The organism is Streptomyces sp. NPDC043870 (assembly GCF_056435785.1).
In genome coordinates this window covers 50,067-66,152 of sequence record NZ_JBWKDT010000026.1, presented here as the reverse complement: position 1 = coordinate 66,152, position 16,086 = coordinate 50,067, and the positions used below count along the sequence as shown (strand labels likewise).

13 protein-coding genes, 1 tRNA gene and 1 pseudogene are annotated in these 16,086 nt (G+C 69.9%); 7 read left to right on the top strand and 8 right to left on the bottom strand.

Annotated elements, in window-relative coordinates; genetic code table 11:
• Positions 1–8 precede the first annotated feature (8 nt).
• Positions 9–770, bottom strand: a complete 762-nt coding sequence (locus tag AC0699_RS27130; protein ID WP_478665061.1) for an SDR family oxidoreductase — start codon at positions 768–770, stop codon at positions 9–11.
• A 133-nt stretch (positions 771–903) separates the two neighbouring features.
• Here AC0699_RS27130 and AC0699_RS27125 point away from each other — a divergent pair, with 133 nt between their 5' ends.
• The gene (locus AC0699_RS27125) at positions 904–1,842 is read left to right on the top strand and encodes a helix-turn-helix transcriptional regulator (protein ID WP_478665058.1); all 939 of its coding nucleotides are present in this window, start codon (positions 904–906) and stop codon (positions 1,840–1,842) included.
• Positions 1,843–2,012: 170 nt separating this feature from the next.
• Here the strand turns inward: AC0699_RS27125 and AC0699_RS27120 are convergent, their stop codons facing one another.
• A complete protein-coding gene (locus tag AC0699_RS27120; protein WP_478665056.1) occupies positions 2,013–3,401 on the bottom strand; it encodes a cystathionine beta-synthase in 1,389 nt (462 codons plus the stop codon).
• 142 nt (positions 3,402–3,543) lie between these two features.
• Between AC0699_RS27120 and AC0699_RS27115 the strand changes: the two genes are divergently transcribed.
• The 3 genes from AC0699_RS27115 to AC0699_RS27105 all read left to right on the top strand — a co-directional run bounded on the left by AC0699_RS27115 (position 3,544) and on the right by AC0699_RS27105 (position 7,139).
• On the top strand, positions 3,544–4,551 hold the full coding sequence (locus AC0699_RS27115) for an SGNH/GDSL hydrolase family protein (RefSeq protein ID WP_478665196.1): 1,008 nt from the start codon (positions 3,544–3,546) through the stop codon (positions 4,549–4,551).
• 227 nt (positions 4,552–4,778) lie between these two features.
• Positions 4,779–5,999: an acetyl-CoA C-acetyltransferase gene (locus tag AC0699_RS27110; RefSeq protein WP_478665054.1), complete on the top strand. Its 1,221-nt coding sequence runs from the start codon at positions 4,779–4,781 to the stop codon at positions 5,997–5,999.
• 306 nt (positions 6,000–6,305) lie between these two features.
• Entirely contained in the window at positions 6,306–7,139 is an 834-nt protein-coding gene (locus tag AC0699_RS27105; RefSeq protein WP_478665193.1) for a hypothetical protein, read from the top strand.
• A gap of 38 nt (positions 7,140–7,177) precedes the next feature.
• On the opposite strand, the gene AC0699_RS27100 is transcribed toward AC0699_RS27105, so the two are convergent.
• Positions 7,178–7,501, bottom strand: coding sequence for a hypothetical protein (locus AC0699_RS27100; RefSeq protein ID WP_469767291.1), 324 nt, complete (start codon positions 7,499–7,501; stop codon positions 7,178–7,180).
• Between the two features lie 99 nt (positions 7,502–7,600).
• Between AC0699_RS27100 and AC0699_RS27095 the strand changes: the two genes are divergently transcribed.
• Positions 7,601–7,831, top strand: a complete 231-nt coding sequence (locus AC0699_RS27095; RefSeq protein ID WP_290349703.1) for a DUF4287 domain-containing protein — start codon at positions 7,601–7,603, stop codon at positions 7,829–7,831.
• 156 nt (positions 7,832–7,987) lie between these two features.
• On the opposite strand, the pseudogene AC0699_RS27090 reads toward AC0699_RS27095, so the two are convergent.
• The 4 genes and pseudogenes from AC0699_RS27090 to AC0699_RS27075 all read right to left on the bottom strand — a co-directional run.
• Positions 7,988–8,827 (bottom strand): annotated as a pseudogene (locus tag AC0699_RS27090) (Bax inhibitor-1/YccA family protein); the annotation flags it as partial.
• Between the two features lie 140 nt (positions 8,828–8,967).
• On the bottom strand, positions 8,968–9,855 hold the full coding sequence (locus AC0699_RS27085) for a Bax inhibitor-1/YccA family protein (RefSeq protein WP_478665050.1): 888 nt from the start codon (positions 9,853–9,855) through the stop codon (positions 8,968–8,970).
• Between the two features lie 146 nt (positions 9,856–10,001).
• Complete coding sequence (locus AC0699_RS27080) at positions 10,002–10,736, bottom strand: maleylpyruvate isomerase family mycothiol-dependent enzyme (RefSeq protein WP_478665046.1); 735 nt, start codon at positions 10,734–10,736, stop codon at positions 10,002–10,004.
• Positions 10,737–10,875: 139 nt separating this feature from the next.
• Positions 10,876–10,957: transfer RNA gene (locus AC0699_RS27075), tRNA-Leu, on the bottom strand.
• Positions 10,958–11,334: 377 nt separating this feature from the next.
• Here AC0699_RS27075 and AC0699_RS27070 point away from each other — a divergent pair.
• Positions 11,335–12,105, top strand: a complete 771-nt coding sequence (locus AC0699_RS27070; protein ID WP_478665041.1) for an ABC transporter ATP-binding protein — start codon at positions 11,335–11,337, stop codon at positions 12,103–12,105.
• Positions 12,106–12,212: 107 nt separating this feature from the next.
• Positions 12,213–14,738, top strand: a complete 2,526-nt coding sequence (locus AC0699_RS27065; protein WP_478665038.1) for an ABC transporter permease — start codon at positions 12,213–12,215, stop codon at positions 14,736–14,738.
• A gap of 63 nt (positions 14,739–14,801) precedes the next feature.
• Here the strand turns inward: AC0699_RS27065 and AC0699_RS27060 are convergent, their stop codons facing one another.
• Positions 14,802–16,067: a phospholipase D-like domain-containing protein gene (locus AC0699_RS27060; RefSeq protein ID WP_478665035.1), complete on the bottom strand. Its 1,266-nt coding sequence runs from the start codon at positions 16,065–16,067 to the stop codon at positions 14,802–14,804.
• Between the last annotated feature and the right edge of the window lie 19 nt (positions 16,068–16,086).

The window sequence follows — 16,086 nt, the reverse complement described above, 5'->3', positions numbered from 1 at the left end:
ACAGGGCCTCAGGCCTGCCGCGTCGGAAGCACGATCACCTGCCGCAGGTTGATGTGGCGCGCGCGGCTGACGGTGTACGCGATGAGGTCGGCGACCTCTTCCGACGTGACGATCTCGACCGATGCGAGCAGCGCGTCCAGCTGGCCGTTCAGCTCGGGGTCGGTGATGTGGTCGCGCAGCTCCGACTCGACGAAACCCGGCTCGATGTTCGTGACGCGTACGTCGCGCGGGCCCAGCTCGGTGCGCAGCGACTCCGAGAGATAGGTGAGCGCCGCCTTCGACGTCCCGTACACGGCGTAGTTCGGGAAGGTGATGTGTGCGGCGATCGAGGAGATGTTGACCAGGTCGGCCGGCTTGCCGTCGGCGGCCGCGGCGACCAGATCGCCGCTGAACGCCCGGATCATCCGCAGGACGCCCGTCACATTGGTCTCGAGCGTCCGCTGCCACTCGTCGATGCGGCCTTCGTCGATCGCGTGGGGCAGCATCACCCCGGCGGCGTTGACGACCAGGTCGACCGGCCCGTACTCCTCGTGGACCCGCTCGACCGCGGCGGCGACGGACGCGTCGTCCGTGACATCGGCGGTGACGGCGAGGGCCTGTCCCCCGTCGGCGGTGATCTTGTCGGCCAGCTCCCGCAGCCGCTCGCTCCGGCGGGCCAGCAGCGCCACCCGGGCACCGTGCGCGGCGAGCAGCCGGGCGGTGGCGGCGCCCATACCGCTGGCGGCGCCGGTGACGACGGCGGTGCGTCCTGCGAGGTTCTCGTAGCTCATGGCTTCTCCCGTACGGGGTCGGTGGTGGACACGCACCACTGTCCGCGCCGCACCCGTGCCTACCCAGGGCTGAGCTTTTCCTGGGTCTGCCAGTACCAGGCTCCGCACCCCTCTCCCGGCCTAGGCTCGTCCCATGGACGGTGACCTGGGAGATTTCCTGCGCTCACGGCGCGCCCGGATCCAGCCCGAGGAGGTGGGGCTGACCTCGCACGGGCGGCGCCGCGTGCCAGGACTGCGACGCGAGGAGGTCGCGCAGCTCGCGGGCGTCAGCGTCGACTACTACATCCGCCTGGAGCAGGGCCGCGGGCCGGGAGGCACCTCCCGGACGAAGTCCGGCGGAGTCTCCGACGCCGTGCTGGACTCGATCGGGCGCGTACTGCGCCTCGACGAGACCGAGCAGGCGCACCTGCGGGACATGGCCCACCCGAAGCCGAGGAGGAGCAGCAGTACGTCGCGGGCGTCGCAGACGGTGCGCCCAGGGGTGCGGCTGCTGCTCGACAGCATCGGCTCCGCGCCGGCCTTCGTCTTCGGCCGGCGCCTGGACGTCCTCGCCTGGAACGCGCTGGGGGACGCGCTCGGCGGGTACTCCCGCATGGAGCCCGCCGCCCGCAACATCGCCCGGCAGGTCTTCCTCGACGAGCTGACCGGTGATCTCTACCCGGAGTGGGACGCCGTCGCCGCGGAGACCGTCGCGTGGCTGCGCCTGGTCGCGGGCCGCCATCCCGAGGACCGGCGGCTGAGCGAGCTGGTCGGCGAACTGTCCCTGAAGAGCGAGGACTTCCGGCGGCTGTGGGCGGACCACCAGGTCAAGGAGAAGACGCACGGGATCAAGCGGATGACCCACCCGGAGGTGGGCGAGCTGACACTCCCGTACGAGACGCTCACGCTGCCCGGCGACCCGGACCAGATGCTCGTCGTCTACACCCCGGAGCCCGGCTCGCCCACGGCGGAGCGGATCGCGCTCCTCGGCTCGGTTTCGGTTTCGGCTTCGGCTTCGGCTTCGGCTTCGCAAAAGCGGTACCAGCGCGACACGTTGGCGCAGCACCCGCTTAACACGCGTCCGGCACAGTGAGGGGTGTCGGCGTCAAGGACCTCCGGAGCGGCTCCCGGACCTCCATGGGCGCCCGGACGCGGAGTCGGCCCTGACCCGGACCGCGTCCCTCGCGGGGACCGCCGTCGTCCCGCCCCCCGGGTCTCCCGGGGGTGCGGCGGTCCCCGCGCACCACTTCTTCCGCCGTGCGGCTACTTGGCCCCGGTCCTGGCCAGGAACGACAGCAGGTCCTGACGGCTCACCACGCCGGTGGGCTTGCCCTCGACCAGCACGATCGCCGCGTCCGCCGCACCGAGCACGGACATCAGGTCGCCCACCGGCTCACCGGAGCCGACCTGCGGCAGCGGCGCGCTCATGTGCTTCTCCAGCGGGTCGTTCAGCGATGCCCGCTGCGTGAACAGCGCGTCCAGCAGCTCCCGCTCCACGACCGAGCCGATGACCTCGGCGGCCATGACGTCCGGGTGCCCGGCGCCCGGCTTGACGATCGGCATCTGCGAGACGCCGTACTCGCGCAGGACGTCGATGGCCTGGCCGACGGTCTCCTCGGGGTGCATGTGCACCAGCGAGGGCAGCGCGCCCTCCTTGTGCTCCAGGACGTCGGCGACCCGCGGCTCGTCGCCGGCCTGGTCCAGGAAGCCGTAGTCGTTCATCCACTCGTCGTTGAAGATCTTCGAGAGGTAGCCGCGCCCGCTGTCCGGGAGCAGCACGACCACGACGTCGTCCGGACCGAGCCCCTCGGCGACGCGCAGTGCCGCGACGACGGCCATGCCGCAGGAGCCGCCGACCAGCAGGCCCTCCTCCTTGGCGAGGCGGCGCGTCATCTGGAAGGAGTCCTTGTCGGACACGGCGACGATCTCGTCCGCGACGTTCTGGTCGTAGGCGGTGGGCCAGAAGTCCTCACCGACGCCCTCGACCAGGTACGGCCGGCCGGAACCGCCGGAGTAGACGGACCCCTCGGGGTCGGCGCCGATGATCCGCACCTTCCCGTCGCTGACGTCCTTCAGATAGTTGCCGGTGCCGGAGATGGTGCCGCCGGTGCCGACGCCCGCGACGAAATGGGTGATTTTCCCCTCAGTCTGTTCCCACAGTTCGGGACCGGTGGTCTCGTAATGCGAGCGCGGGTTGTTGGGGTTGGAGTACTGGTCGGGCTTCCAGGCACCCGGCGTCTCCCGGACCAGACGGTCCGAGACGTTGTAGTACGAGTCCGGGTGCTCGGGGTCGACCGCCGTCGGGCAGACGACGACCTCGGCACCGTAGGCGCGCAGCACATTGATCTTGTCAGTGGACACCTTGTCCGGGCAGACGAAGATGCACTTGTAGCCCTTCTGCTGGGCCACGATGGCAAGGCCGACGCCCGTGTTGCCGCTCGTCGGTTCGACGATCGTGCCGCCCGGCTTGAGCGCGCCGCTCTCCTCGGCGGCCTCGATCATGCGCAGGGCGATGCGGTCCTTCACCGATCCGCCGGGGTTGAAGTACTCGACCTTGGCGAGCACCGTCGCCTGAATGCCCGCGGTCACGCTGTTGAGCTTCACCAGCGGGGTATTGCCAACCAGACTGATCATCGAGTCGTGGAATTGCACCGTAAGTCTCCGGGATCTCCGTAGTGGTTCCGCCAGCGTATGCGTACGGGAGCGAGATTGGGCGACGGTCCTTGCGGGGCACTTAGCTCTTGTACGACTGCACGGCTACGAGGAGGTGGCTGGGACTGTGTCGAGGGCGAGGGTGGCGCGGCGCATCGCGGCAGGCGCGGCATATGGCGGCGGGGGGATCGGCCTGCTCGGCGCCGCGGCGGTGACTCTTGTGCTGGCCGAGGTGCAGCTGGCAAAAAGATCCGTGGGGGGCGGCACCGCGCCCTATCCGCCCGGCTCGGACGGGCTGTACGGCACGGCTTTCGGGCTGTCCGATCCGCTGCGGCTGGTCCTCCTGGGCGACTCGACAGCAGCCGGTCAGGGGGTCCGCCGGGCGGGCCAGACACCGGGGGCGCTGCTGGCCTCCGGACTGGCCGCGGTGGCCGAGCGCCCGGTGGACCTGCGGAACGTGGCACAGCCGGGGGCGATGTCCGACGACCTGGAGCGGCAGGTCTCACAGGCGGTCCAGGACCCGGCCCGGGCCCCCGACGTCTGCGTGATCATGATCGGGGCGAACGATGTGACGCACCGGATGCCGCCGACCCAGTCCGTGCGGTACCTGTCGGCAGCGGTGCGCCGGCTGCGTACGGCCGGCGCGGAGGTGGTGGTGGGCACCTGCCCGGATCTCGGCACCATCGAGCCGGTGTACCAGCCGCTGCGCTGGCTGGCCCGCCGCGTCTCCCGGCAGCTCGCGGCGGCGCAGACGATCGGCGTGGTGGAGCAGGGCGGCCGTACGGTCTCGCTGGGCGATCTGCTGGGTCCCGAGTTCGCGGCGAACCCGCGCGAGATGTTCGGCGCGGACAACTACCACCCCTCGGCCGAGGGGTACGCGACGGCGGCGATGGCGGTGCTGCCGACGCTGTGCGCGGCGCTCGGGTTGTGGCCGGAGACGGACCGGCTGGACGCCGACCGTCACGAGGGCATGCTGCCGGTCGCCAAGGCGGCGGCGGAGGCGGCGAGCGAGGCAGGTACGGAGGTCACGGGCGCCCGTGCCCCGTGGGCGTTGCTCAAGCACCGCAGACGGCGGCGGCTGCCGGTGCCGGGGGAGCCGGAGCCCGCGGCCCCGGCGACCAGTCGTGCCGAGGTCCACGAGGCCGACTGACCCGGGCCTGGGCGGGAGGGTGTGTCCGCCCTCGGACTCCCCCTACGCCCTGCGGCGTGGGGGCCCCCGGACGGGCGCGGGCCGCCCACCGTTGCCGACTCCGGGCCTGCGTAAGCGAGCGCTTAGAAAAGAGGCCCTCATCACACGGTCCGTACGGTGACCCACGCGATACGTAGGGGTAACTTCCAGACAGTCGCCCCTACGCACCTTCCCTCACTGGAGCCGAGATGCCCGAAGCCGTGATCGTTTCTGCCGCCCGCTCCCCCATCGGCCGGGCCTTCAAGGGCTCGCTGAAGGACCTGCGGCCGGACGACCTGACCGCGACCATCATCGAGGCCGCGCTCGCCAAGGTCCCCGAGCTGGACCCGAAGGACATCGACGACCTGATGCTCGGCTGCGGCCTCCCCGGCGGCGAGCAGGGCCACAACCTGGGCCGGATCGTCGCCGTGCAGATGGGGATGGACCACCTCCCCGGCTGTACGGTCACCCGCTACTGCTCCTCGTCGCTGCAGACCTCCCGGATGGCGCTGCACGCCATCAAGGCCGGTGAGGGCGACGTCTTCATCTCGGCCGGTGTCGAGATGGTCTCCCGCTCCGTGAAGGGCACCTCCGACGGCCTGCCCGACACCCACAACCCGCTCTTCGCCGAGGCCGAGGCCCGTACCGCCGCCGTCGCCGAGAGCGAGGGCTCGAGCTGGCACGACCCGCGCGAGGACGGCCTGATCCCGGACGCGTACATCGCGATGGGCCAGACCGCGGAGAACCTGGCGCGCCTGAAGGGCGTGACCCGCCAGGACATGGACGAGTTCGGCGTGCGGTCGCAGAACCTCGCCGAGGAAGCCATCAAGAACGGCTTCTGGGAGCGCGAGATCACCCCCGTGACGCTGCCGGACGGCACGGTCGTCAGCAAGGACGACGGCCCGCGCGCCGGCGTCACGCTGGAGGGCGTCCAGGGCCTGAAGCCGGTATTCCGCCCCGACGGTCTGGTCACCGCCGCGAACTGCTGCCCGCTCAACGACGGCGCCGCCGCGCTGGTGATCATGTCCGACACCAAGGCGCGGGAGCTGGGCCTGACCCCGCTGGCCCGGATCGTCTCCACCGGTGTCTCCGGCCTCTCCCCCGAGATCATGGGCTACGGCCCGGTCGAGGCGAGCAAGCAGGCGCTGTCCCGCGCCGGCCTGACCATCGGTGACATCGACCTGGTCGAGATCAACGAGGCGTTCGCGGCCCAGGTCATCCCGTCCTACCGCGACCTGGACATCCCGCTGGACAAGCTGAACGTCAACGGCGGTGCGATCGCCGTGGGCCACCCCTTCGGCATGACCGGCGCCCGCATCACCGGCACGCTGATCAACTCTCTTCAGTTCCACGACAAGCAGTTCGGCCTGGAGACGATGTGCGTCGGCGGCGGCCAGGGCATGGCCATGGTGGTGGAGCGGCTGAGCTGAGCGAGCGCCTGAGCTGACCCTGGCGGACCGGGGTGCGGGAGGGGCCCGGAGGGCTTCTCCCGGTCCCTCCGAAAGGGCTTTCTCAACCCCGCCGCGTCCGAGCCGTGACCTAATCTCCCCCAGGATGTGACCTATCTCCTGGGGGAGGTGCGTTTACCGAGGTCAGAGGGGCTTTGGGGTTAAACATCCAGCCCAAAGTCCTGTCCATTTCGTGACGTAATGCACTGACACCAGGCATCGGCTCACGACAAGCTGATGTAGTAAGTCGGGGAATCCTTTGAAACCGGGAGTATGTCAGTGAGCGCCATGTCCCTCGCCCTGCTGCTGACCACGGCCGCTGCCGCGGCTGTGGGCGCCGCTGCCCTGCACACCACTCTTGGGCTGCGCAAGCAGGTCACCGCCCTGCGTTCGGAGCTGGCCGCCGCGAGCCGTCACGGCAGCGGCTCCCTCGCCTCCGTCCCGCAGGCCCGCACCGCACCCGCCGCCGAGATACGGGCCGCCGTTGCCGAGGCCCTCGCCGAGGAGCGCGAGCGCGAGCTGGCCGAGGCGCGCGCCTTCTGGGCCGCGCAGGAGGCCCGCGACGCCGCCGACGCCCCGACGATGCTGGGCGGCCTGGCGGGCCTGGGCGAGGACAGCCCCTTCATCCCGCGCCAGGCCGACTTCGCCGGTCTGGAGTCGATGGACCTGGAGGCCGCCGAGATGCTCGACGACCTCGCGGACCTGGCCGAGTTCGCCGAGCCGCCGGCCGAGTTCGCCGACGACTCCCCGGAGCTGGCCGCGGCCCGCCGCCGGCACCCCTCGCACCCCGACTTCGTCCCGGTGCAGACACCGGTCGTCACCGACCATGAGCGCACCGTGTCCCGCCTGGAGGAGCTCGCCGACACCGGCACCGCGCTCACCGACGTACGCCCGGGCCCGCTGGGCACGCTCGATGTGTACGTCTTCGCCGACGGCACGACGCTCTGCATGACCCCCGGCCACCGGGAGACCGCCGAGCGGCTCGCCGAGGCGCTGCGCGCCGGCGAGACGCCGGTGCTGCTGGGCGGCTCGGGTGTCTCCGGCGCCTACGCGCTGACGTTCTCCTGCGGCGCCGGTGAGAACGTCTACATCCTCGCGGACCGCGTCATCGCGTCCCTCTGAGCCCCGGAGCCCCGCACGTTCGCACGGGGCTCACAGGCTCACAGCTGCGCCCGCCTCGCCGCCCCCTCCACGAGATCCACGGCCTCGCCCAGCTCCTTCGGCGAGGCCGCTGCCGTGCGCAGGGCTTCAGCCAAATCCGTCCCGGCCACCACCAATTGGTCCGCGACCGCGAAGACACCCGCGTCCGGCATGATCCGCGGCGCCTCTCCCGGCGCTTCGATCCGATGGGCACGTACCGCCAACTCCCTGGCCAGTGCCAGACCTTCGGCCGCGGCGCCCCGCTGCAACCGGCTCTGCGGGGCCGCCCGCAACCGGTCGGCGAATCGTTCCACGGCTGCTGTCAGAGGTGTCGTATCAAGCACGCCGCGACCCTATGCGCCGGTGCGGGACTGTTGCCAATACGCGAACACTCAGGCACGGTGACGTGAAGGACCACACGCGCAATGCGTCCGGAGGCGCCGATGTCCCAAGTCTTCTCCGAAGAGACCCACCGCAATCTGCTCTCCCGTATCCCTCACTGCACCGGTCGTGAAGTCGCCGACTGGCTCCGCACCGTCGATGAAGGCCCCTCCCTCTTCCGCTTCGAGGAGAAGGTCAGCTGGCTCCGGAGCGAGCACAACCTCGCGTACGGACACGCGAAAGCGATCATCCATGAGTACGACCTGAGGCGGGCGGCGCGCAAGCTGCTCTAGGACGGACGTGCATCCGACACCGGGAAGGGCCCGCCCCGGCAGTGCCGGAACGGGCCCTTCGTCATCCGTCGTTGCCGTCAGTCGTTGCCGTCAGTCGCCGCCACCACCGCCACCGTCACCGCCGTCACCGCCGTCACCATCGCCATCGCTGTCGCCATCGCTGACCAGCACCAGCGCAAGCAGACGCAGCAGCTCCACGTAGAGCCACACCAGGGTCAGGGTGAGGCCGAAGGCCGCCAGCCACGACTCCTCGCGCGGAGCACCGAAGGTGATGTCGTCCTCGACCTCCTTGAAGTCCAGGGCGAGGAAGCAGGCACCCAGGATGATGCCGATGACACCGAACAGGATGCCCAGGCCACCGCTGCGGAAGCCGAGACCGCCACCACCTGCGAAGACGGCGAACAGCAAGTCGGTCACCATCAGCAGCACGAACCCGAGCGCCGCCGCGATCACGAAGCCGTGGAACCGGCGCGTGACACGGATCCAGCGCATCTTGTACGCGACCAGCACACCGCCGAAGACCGCCATCGTGCCGAGCACGGCCTGGGCGACCACACCGTCCGCGATGTACGTCGAGAGGGCGCTGGAGATCACGCCGAGGAAGACACCCTCGAACGCCGCGTACGCCAGGATCAGCGCGGGCCAGGCCTTGCGCATGAAGGACTGCACGATGACCAGTGCGAAAGCCGCCACCGCCGCGCCGGCGGCGATCTCGTAAGACCTGCCGATATCGGCCTCGTCGACGGGCAGCAGCGCCCAGGACAGAACGGCGGTGAGCACGACCGTACCGAGCGTCATGGCGGTGCGCGCCACGACGTCGTCGATCGTCATCACAGCGGTGCGGGCGGGCGCCTGCGGCGGTACGCCCCGCTGTGCGTCCGCCGGAGCGTAGGGGTTCACGGCCGGGGTCCCGGCCTGCGGCGCGGTGTTGAAGCCCGCGTAGCCGTTGCCGTAGCTGAACCCCCGTCGCAAGAGGACCGGATTGGTGCTCCTCATCGCGCTCCTCCATGGCCCCCCTGCTAGGCCTTGGCACAAGAGTAAGACGGACGTGCACCCGACACCGGGAAGGGCCCGCCCCGGCAGTGCCGGAACGGGCCCTTCGTCACGTCGCCTACTCGCGACGTCCGCTACGTGCGTCAGTCGTCGCCCTGCAGGATCGACAGCAGACGCAGCATCTCCAGGTAGATCCACACCAGGGTCATGGTGAGGCCGAAGGCGGCCAGCCAGGACTCCTCGCGCGGAGCGCCGTAGGTGATGCCGTCCTCGACCTGCTTGAAGTCCAGGGCGAGGAAGCAGGCACCCAGGATGATGCCGATGACACCGAACAGGATGCCGAGGCCACCGCTGCGGAAGCCGAGACCGTCACCGCCGCCGAAGACGGCGAACAGCATGTTGACCGCCATCAGCAGCAGGAAGCCCATGGCCGCGGCCATCACGAAGCCGTAGAACCGGCGCGTGACACGGATCCAGCGCATCTTGTACGCGATCAGCACACCGCCGAAGACGGCCATCGTGCCGAGCACGGCCTGGGCGACCACACCGTCCGCGATGTACGTCGAGACGGCGCTGGAGATCACGCCGAGGAAGACACCCTCGAACGCGGCGTACGCCAGGATCAGCGCGGGCGAGGCCTTGCGCTTGAAGGACTGGACGAGCCCCAGCACCAGCGCCACCAGCGCGGCGCCGATGGCGATGCCGTACGACTTGCCGATGTTGGCCTCGTCGACGGGCAGCAGCACCCAGGACAGGACGGCGGTGAGCACGACCGTACCGAGCGTCATGGCGGTGCGCGCCACGACGTCGTCGATCGTCATCACATTGGTGCGGGCGGGCGCCTGGGGCGGGGCACCCAGCTGGGCGTCCGCCGGGGCGTAGGGGTTGGTCGCGTACGGGTTACCGGCACCCTGGGCGTACGGGTTGGTTCCTGCGGCGGGGCCCCCGGCCTGCTGCGCCGCGTTGAAGCCCGCGTAGCCGTTGTCGCGGCTGAACCCCCGTCGCGAGAAGACCGGGTTGCTGCTCCTCATCTCACTCCTCCATGGCCACCGAGCGCGGCCTTGACACAAGAGTAATGCGGGGGCAAAGACAACGGCCTAGTGCTGAGGGAGGATCTTTCCTGGATCGTGACAGGAGAAAGGGGCCCGCGGCCCCTGTGACCGGGCTCGCGAAGTGCTCAGCCCCAGCCCGGGGATGGCGGCATGGGCCAATTGGGCGGTTCCGGCAGGGAATGTCCGCCGGTGAGCGTGGCGCCGGCCTCCCGGCCGCTGAGCCAGCCCAGGAGGGTGTGCCCGCTGCCGCCGATCGTGGGACCGGCGGGTGCCGGGGTCCAGGACCGGCCGAGGTCGACGGCGTCGACACGCGCGACGGGGAAGCCGCGGGCGGTCAGGGCGGCGAGGGTGTCGTCGAGGGCCCAGGCCACGTAGGTGGCGGGCCAGTCGGCGGTGTGGTACCCGGCGTCCAGGTCGACGTGGTGGGTCTCCAGCTCGCGCCAGCAGCGGTAGAGGGTGTACCAGGCGGGATGACGCCAGCCCGCGAGCGCCGTGACGAGCGTGTCCCACGCCTCGGCGGGCATCGACGAGGCGTCCTCCAGGAGCCGGGCGAGAGAGGTGCGCACATCGGCGAGGAGTTCGGCGGCGGGCAGGACGGCAGCCGCTTCGACGGCTAGGGCGAGCGCGCCGGCCCCGGCTCGCGGTGCGGGCTCGGCACCGGTACGGGCCACGGCCAGCAGCCACGTATAGGCATCGGCACTGCGGGCCACATGGGCGGCGACATGGCCACGGGTCCAGCCGGGCAGCGCCGAGGGGGCCCGCAGACCGGAGTCGCCCTGGGCGGCGAGGGTGGCGGCGAACCGGGCGCCGGAGCGGGTGAGCTCGTCGATGACGCCGATGACGCCGATGACATCGAGCATGCCGGCGGATCGCCTTCCCTCCGTCTCAGGGAGGACGGAGTCCTCAGGAGATAAACAATCGCGACCACAACTGCGACCAGAAGCGCAAGCGGGCGTTCAAGAATTCAACGATTCCGGCTCGCGCCACCAGCAACAGACGTGCCCGGAGCCGGACTCGAACCGGCACGGCCCGAAGGCCAGCGAGGTTTAAGCTCGCCGTGTCTGCATTCCACCATCCGGGCTGGGCACGCGGCTCCGCGTTCGCACACGACCCTATCCGGGCGGATCCCCCGAACGGCGGTACTCGGACGCGATGTTGTCTTATTTTATTGACGTCTGAGGGTGCGTCAGCACAAATAATCGGCAGTTTGCACATGCCGTTACCCGGCGCACGGGCGCGCGACCCCGCACCCCGGAATGACGGAAAGTCGCCTCCCCTCTACCGCGACTCACGCGGAGGGGGTCCCAGGGGCGCCGTCATACCAAAGGAGGACCATCGAGCCTCGCGGTCAGACCCAAGAGGGCCTCAGGAACGGGCACCGGGACGGACGATCCGGCACCTGGGCGGGCAGCACGATGGGGTGGTCCCCGAAAAGCGCTGTGACAGGAGAGCCGTCTCGTGACCACCACACCCACCGCCGCCCGCGCCACCGCGGTGGCCGCCCGCGCAATGGATCTGTCGAAGGTCTACGGACAGGGTGAGACCCAGGTGGTCGCCCTGGACCGGGTCACCGTCGACTTCCACCAGGGCGAGTTCACCGCGATCATGGGCCCGTCGGGCTCCGGCAAGTCCACGCTGATGCACTGCGTGGCCGGTCTGGACAGCTTCAGCAGCGGGTCCGTACGGCTCGGCGAGACCGAGCTGGGTTCGCTCAAGGACAAGCACCTGACGCAGCTGCGCCGCGACAAAATCGGCTTCATCTTCCAGGCGTTCAACCTGCTGCCGACCCTGACGGCGCTGGAGAACATCACCCTCCCGATGGACATCGCCGGCCGCAAGCCCGACAAGCGGTGGGTGGAGCAGGTCATCGACCTGATCGGGCTGTCCGGGCGGCTCAGCCACCGGCCGGCCCAGCTGTCCGGCGGTCAGCAGCAGCGCGTCGCCGTCGCCCGCGCGCTCGCCTCGCAGCCCGAGATCATCTTCGGTGACGAGCCGACCGGAAACCTGGACTCCCGCTCCGGCGCCGAGATCCTGGGCTTCCTGCGCAACTCGGTACGGGAGCTGGGACAGACCGTCGTCATCGTGACGCACGACCCGGTGGCGGCCTCGTACGCGGACCGCGTCATCTTCCTCGCGGACGGACGGATCGTGGACGAGATGCTCCACCCGACCGCGGACGGCGTGCTGGACCGCATGAAGGAGTTCGACGCCAAGGGCCGGACCAGCTGACCCGCGACCGCACCGGCTGACCCACGGCCGCACCGGCTGATCCGCGACGCAGCGGACCCGCGACCGCACCCAAGACTTCCGGCCCTCACCCCAGGACTGAGACCACCATGTTCCGTACCGCCTTGCGCAATGTGCTCGCGCACAAGGCCAGGCTGCTGATGACCGTGCTCGCCGTGATGCTCGGCGTGGCGTTCGTCTCCGGCACCCTCGTCTTCTCCGACACCCTCTCCAACGCCTTCCGCAACCAGTCCGCCAAGAGCTACGACAACGTCGCCGTGGCCGTCACGTCGTACGCCGAGGAGGACGCCAAGGAACCCGGCATCCCCCAGAAGACCCTCGACAAGATCGGCAAGCTGGACGGGGTCGGCGCCGTCCAGGGCCGCGTCAGTGGCTTCGCCGGCGTCGCCGACCCCGACGGGAAGCTGATCGGCGTCGGCTGGTCCAACAAGGGCTCCAACTTCGCCCCCGGCAAGGACGGCAAGGACCCCGCGTACGAATTCACCGACGGCACGGGCCCGGTGAAGGACGGTCAGATCGCCCTGGACAAGGACTCCGCGGAGAAGGGGGAGTACCAGGTCGGCGACCGGGTGCGGGTCGCGACCAACGGGCCGGTGAAGGAGTACACCCTCAGCGGCGTCTTCACCACCCAGGACGGCGCCGTGAACGCCGGCGGCAGCCTCGTCCTCTTCGACACCCAGGTCGCCCAGAAGCAGTACCTCAAGCCGGGCTTCTTCAGTGAGGCCACCGTCGCCGCCGCCGCGGGCGCCGACGACGACGCGGTCCTGAAGGCCGTCACGCCGCTGCTGGCGGACACGGCCGAGGCCAAGACCGGCCAGGCGCTCGCCGAGGAACAGGCGGAGCAGATCGAGCAGGGCATGAGCGCCCTCACGCAGATCCTGCTCGGCTTCGCCGCCATCGCCCTGTTCGTCGGCGTCTTCCTGATCTCCAACACCTTCACGATGCTGGTCGCCCAGCGCACCAGGGAGATCGCGCTGATGCGCGCCGTCGGCGCCTCCCGCAAGCAGATCACCCGCTCGGTGCTGCTGGAGGCCGCCGTGGTCGGTCTCGTCGCCTCCGCGGTCGGTTTTCTGATCGGCATCGGCCTGGCCGTCGGACTGCGCTCCGGGATGGCCGCCTTCGACATGAAGATCCCGGCCGGACCGCTGGTCATCGGGGCGAGCCCGGTGATCGCCGCGCTCTTGGTCGGTGTACTGATCACGATGCTCGCCGCCTGGCTGCCCGGCCGCCGGGCCGCCAAGATCCCGCCGGTGGCGGCGATGAACAGCGTCCACGCCGTGGCCACCATCAAGTCGCTGGTGCTGCGCAACTCCATCGGTGCCGTCATCGCCGGTATCGGCGCGGCGGGAATCCTCTGGGGAGCCTCGGTCGGCGGCGACGACGGCCGGATGTACCTCGGCGCGGGCGCGTTCCTCGCCCTGATCGGTGTGATCATCCTGATCCCGCTGCTGTCCCGGCCCGTCATCGCGCTCGTACGGCCGTTGCTCGTCGGTGCCTTCGGGGTGTCCGGCAAGCTCGCCGGCCAGAACGCGGTCCGCAACCCGCGCCGCACCGGCGCCACCGCCTCGGCGCTGGCGATCGGGCTCACCCTGGTGACCGGTCTGACGGTGCTCGGTGTCACGGTCGGCAAGGCCATCGAGAAGACGACCACGGACAACATCAAGGCCGACTACATGGTCACGATGGCGAGCGGCGGGGGCCTGGACAAGTCCGCGCTGAGCGCGCTGGAGAAGGCCCCGGGCGTCTCGGCGGTCTCGCCGCAGCAGTCCGTCTACTTCCAGGTCAAGGGCGACTACGTATCGGCCTCGGCGGTCACGCCCGGCGCCATCGAGAAGGTCCTCAACGTCGAGGTCGTGAACGGCAGCCTGGACGCACTCGCCAAGGGCGAGATCGCGGTCCCCGAGGAGACGGCCAGGAGCAAGGGCTGGAAGGTCGGCGACAGCATCCCGTTCACCTTCAACGACGAGAAGAAGAGCACGCTGAAGGTCGGCGCGGTCTACAAGGGCAGTGAGTTCCTCTCCGAGGTCCTCCTTGACACGAAGATCGCCGACCCGCACGAGGTCAGGCCGTACCTTCCGCAGATCTTCGTGAAGATGGACGGCGGTGAGTCCGCGGCGAACGAGAAGGCCCTGGTCGACGCACTGGGCGGCAATCCGGCGATCAAGGTGATGGATCAGCAGGACATCCGCGCCGAGTTCGGCGGCCAGATCAACACCCTGCTGAACATCCTCTACGGGCTGCTGGCGATGGCGCTGATCATCGCGGTGCTGGGTGTGGTCAACACGCTCGCGATGTCCGTCTTCGAACGCCAGCAGGAGATCGGCATGCTGCGCGCGATCGGCCTGGACCGCCCCCGCGTCAAGCGCATGGTCCGCCTGGAGGCCGTGGTCATCTCGCTCTTCGGCGCGGTGGTCGGCATCGGCCTCGGTTCGTTCCTCGGCTGGGCGATCGGCGAGACCTTCCGGGACAAGATCCCGGGCTACGCGCTGGTCCTGCCCTGGGACCGGATCGGGATCTTCCTGGTCCTCGCCGGACTGGTCGGTGTGCTGGCCGCCATGTGGCCGGCCCGCAGCGCCGCGAGGCTGAACATGCTGAACGCCATCAAGGCCGAGTAGCCGGAACCGTACGACAAGGGGCCGGGCTTCCCGAATCGGGGAGGCCCGGCCCTTCCGCTTGCGTCAGGAGCCCGCGCAGTAGCTCATCAACTGCGTGTGGTTCGCCTTGAACTGGTCGTACAGCGCCGCGTTGTCGATCTTCAGCAGCGTCTCGTCATTGGCGCGCAGGGCCTGCCACGAGTAGTTGTGGCTGCCGGTCCAGACGATCTTCTTGCCCGCGACACCGTCGTACTTGCCGTTGACGAGCAGGTACTTGGAGTGGAGCCCGATCTTCTCGGTGCGCCCGGTCGGCGGGGTCTCCCAGCACTCCACGCGCTGGGTGAGCTTGCCGGAGATGATGCCCTCGACGGTCGCACCCATCGACGGGGTGCCGGTGCCCCCGCCGTTCGGGTTGCCATCGGCCGCCAGGATGACCGAGCAGCCCGCGTTCACCATGGAGACGAGCTTGCTCGCGACGTGGTCGCGGTAGAAGAGGTTGGCCGCCATCCGCACCTCGGAGCCGGCCGAGCAGTCGACCTTGTCGAGGATGAGCTTGACCGTGTCGGTGGCCGGGTCGGTCTTGTACGTCGTGCCGGACGTCTCCTTGCGGGGGAAGAAGTACGCCTTGTAGGCGGGGTTCGTCGCGCTGATCGGGGTCTCGTAGTAGTGGTCCAGGCCGCTCCCGGACGTGCCGTACGCCAGCAGGTCGGCGAAGTACGCCTGGTAGATGTCGTACAGCCCGGCGTCCGGGATCGTCACCGCGTTGTTGAAGAGATCGGTGCGCTGGGTGTTCGTCATGTTGGCCGAGGCCTGGACGACGACCTTGTCCGTCCCGCCCACCGAGGAGAACAGGAAGAACTTGTTGTGGTTGATCGCGCCGTCGTCGCCCGGCAGCACGCGCGTGCCGATGCAGCCGCGGTTCGCGGGACAGGCGTAGACCCAGGACGGCTGGGTGCGGTCGGTGCCGAGGCCGGTGGCGAGGCGCGCGTACTCGCCGCCCACCATCGTCGACGAGGTGTGGTCGAGGATCACCTTGACGTTGACGCCGCGTCCCTTGGCGGCGACGAGGGCGTCGGTGACCGGGTTCTCGGTGAAGGTGTACATCGACACGGTGATGGTGCTGCCCGCGGCAGCGGTGTCGATGAGGCCGATGATGTGGTCGCGGATGCGGCTCTGGGCGGCCGTGTCGCCGGCGGGGTCGTTGAAGGTGGCCGTCGTGGTGACGGCGGCGACGTCGGCGGCCTGCGCGCCGGCGGCGGTACGGGCCGTGGCGCTGCCCGGCAGGACTGCGCTCGTGAGGAGCGCGGCTGCGGCGGCGGTGCCGAGCAGCCAGGAGGTGCGGCGGTGCACTTGTGGGTTCCCCCTAGGG

Coding starts and splice junctions, on each gene's coding strand:
- AC0699_RS27080 (WP_478665046.1), bottom strand. CDS start 10,736: ATGCTCGATGTCATCGGCGTCATCGGCGTCATCGACGAGCTCACCCGC.
- AC0699_RS27105 (WP_478665193.1), top strand. CDS start 6,306: ATGTCCCTCGCCCTGCTGCTGACCACGGCCGCTGCCGCGGCTGTGGGC.
- AC0699_RS27130 (WP_478665061.1), bottom strand. CDS start 770: ATGAGCTACGAGAACCTCGCAGGACGCACCGCCGTCGTCACCGGCGCC.
- AC0699_RS27110 (WP_478665054.1), top strand. CDS start 4,779: ATGCCCGAAGCCGTGATCGTTTCTGCCGCCCGCTCCCCCATCGGCCGG.
- AC0699_RS27065 (WP_478665038.1), top strand. CDS start 12,213: ATGTTCCGTACCGCCTTGCGCAATGTGCTCGCGCACAAGGCCAGGCTG.
- AC0699_RS27125 (WP_478665058.1), top strand. CDS start 904: ATGGACGGTGACCTGGGAGATTTCCTGCGCTCACGGCGCGCCCGGATC.
- AC0699_RS27095 (WP_290349703.1), top strand. CDS start 7,601: ATGTCCCAAGTCTTCTCCGAAGAGACCCACCGCAATCTGCTCTCCCGT.
- AC0699_RS27085 (WP_478665050.1), bottom strand. CDS start 9,855: ATGAGGAGCAGCAACCCGGTCTTCTCGCGACGGGGGTTCAGCCGCGAC.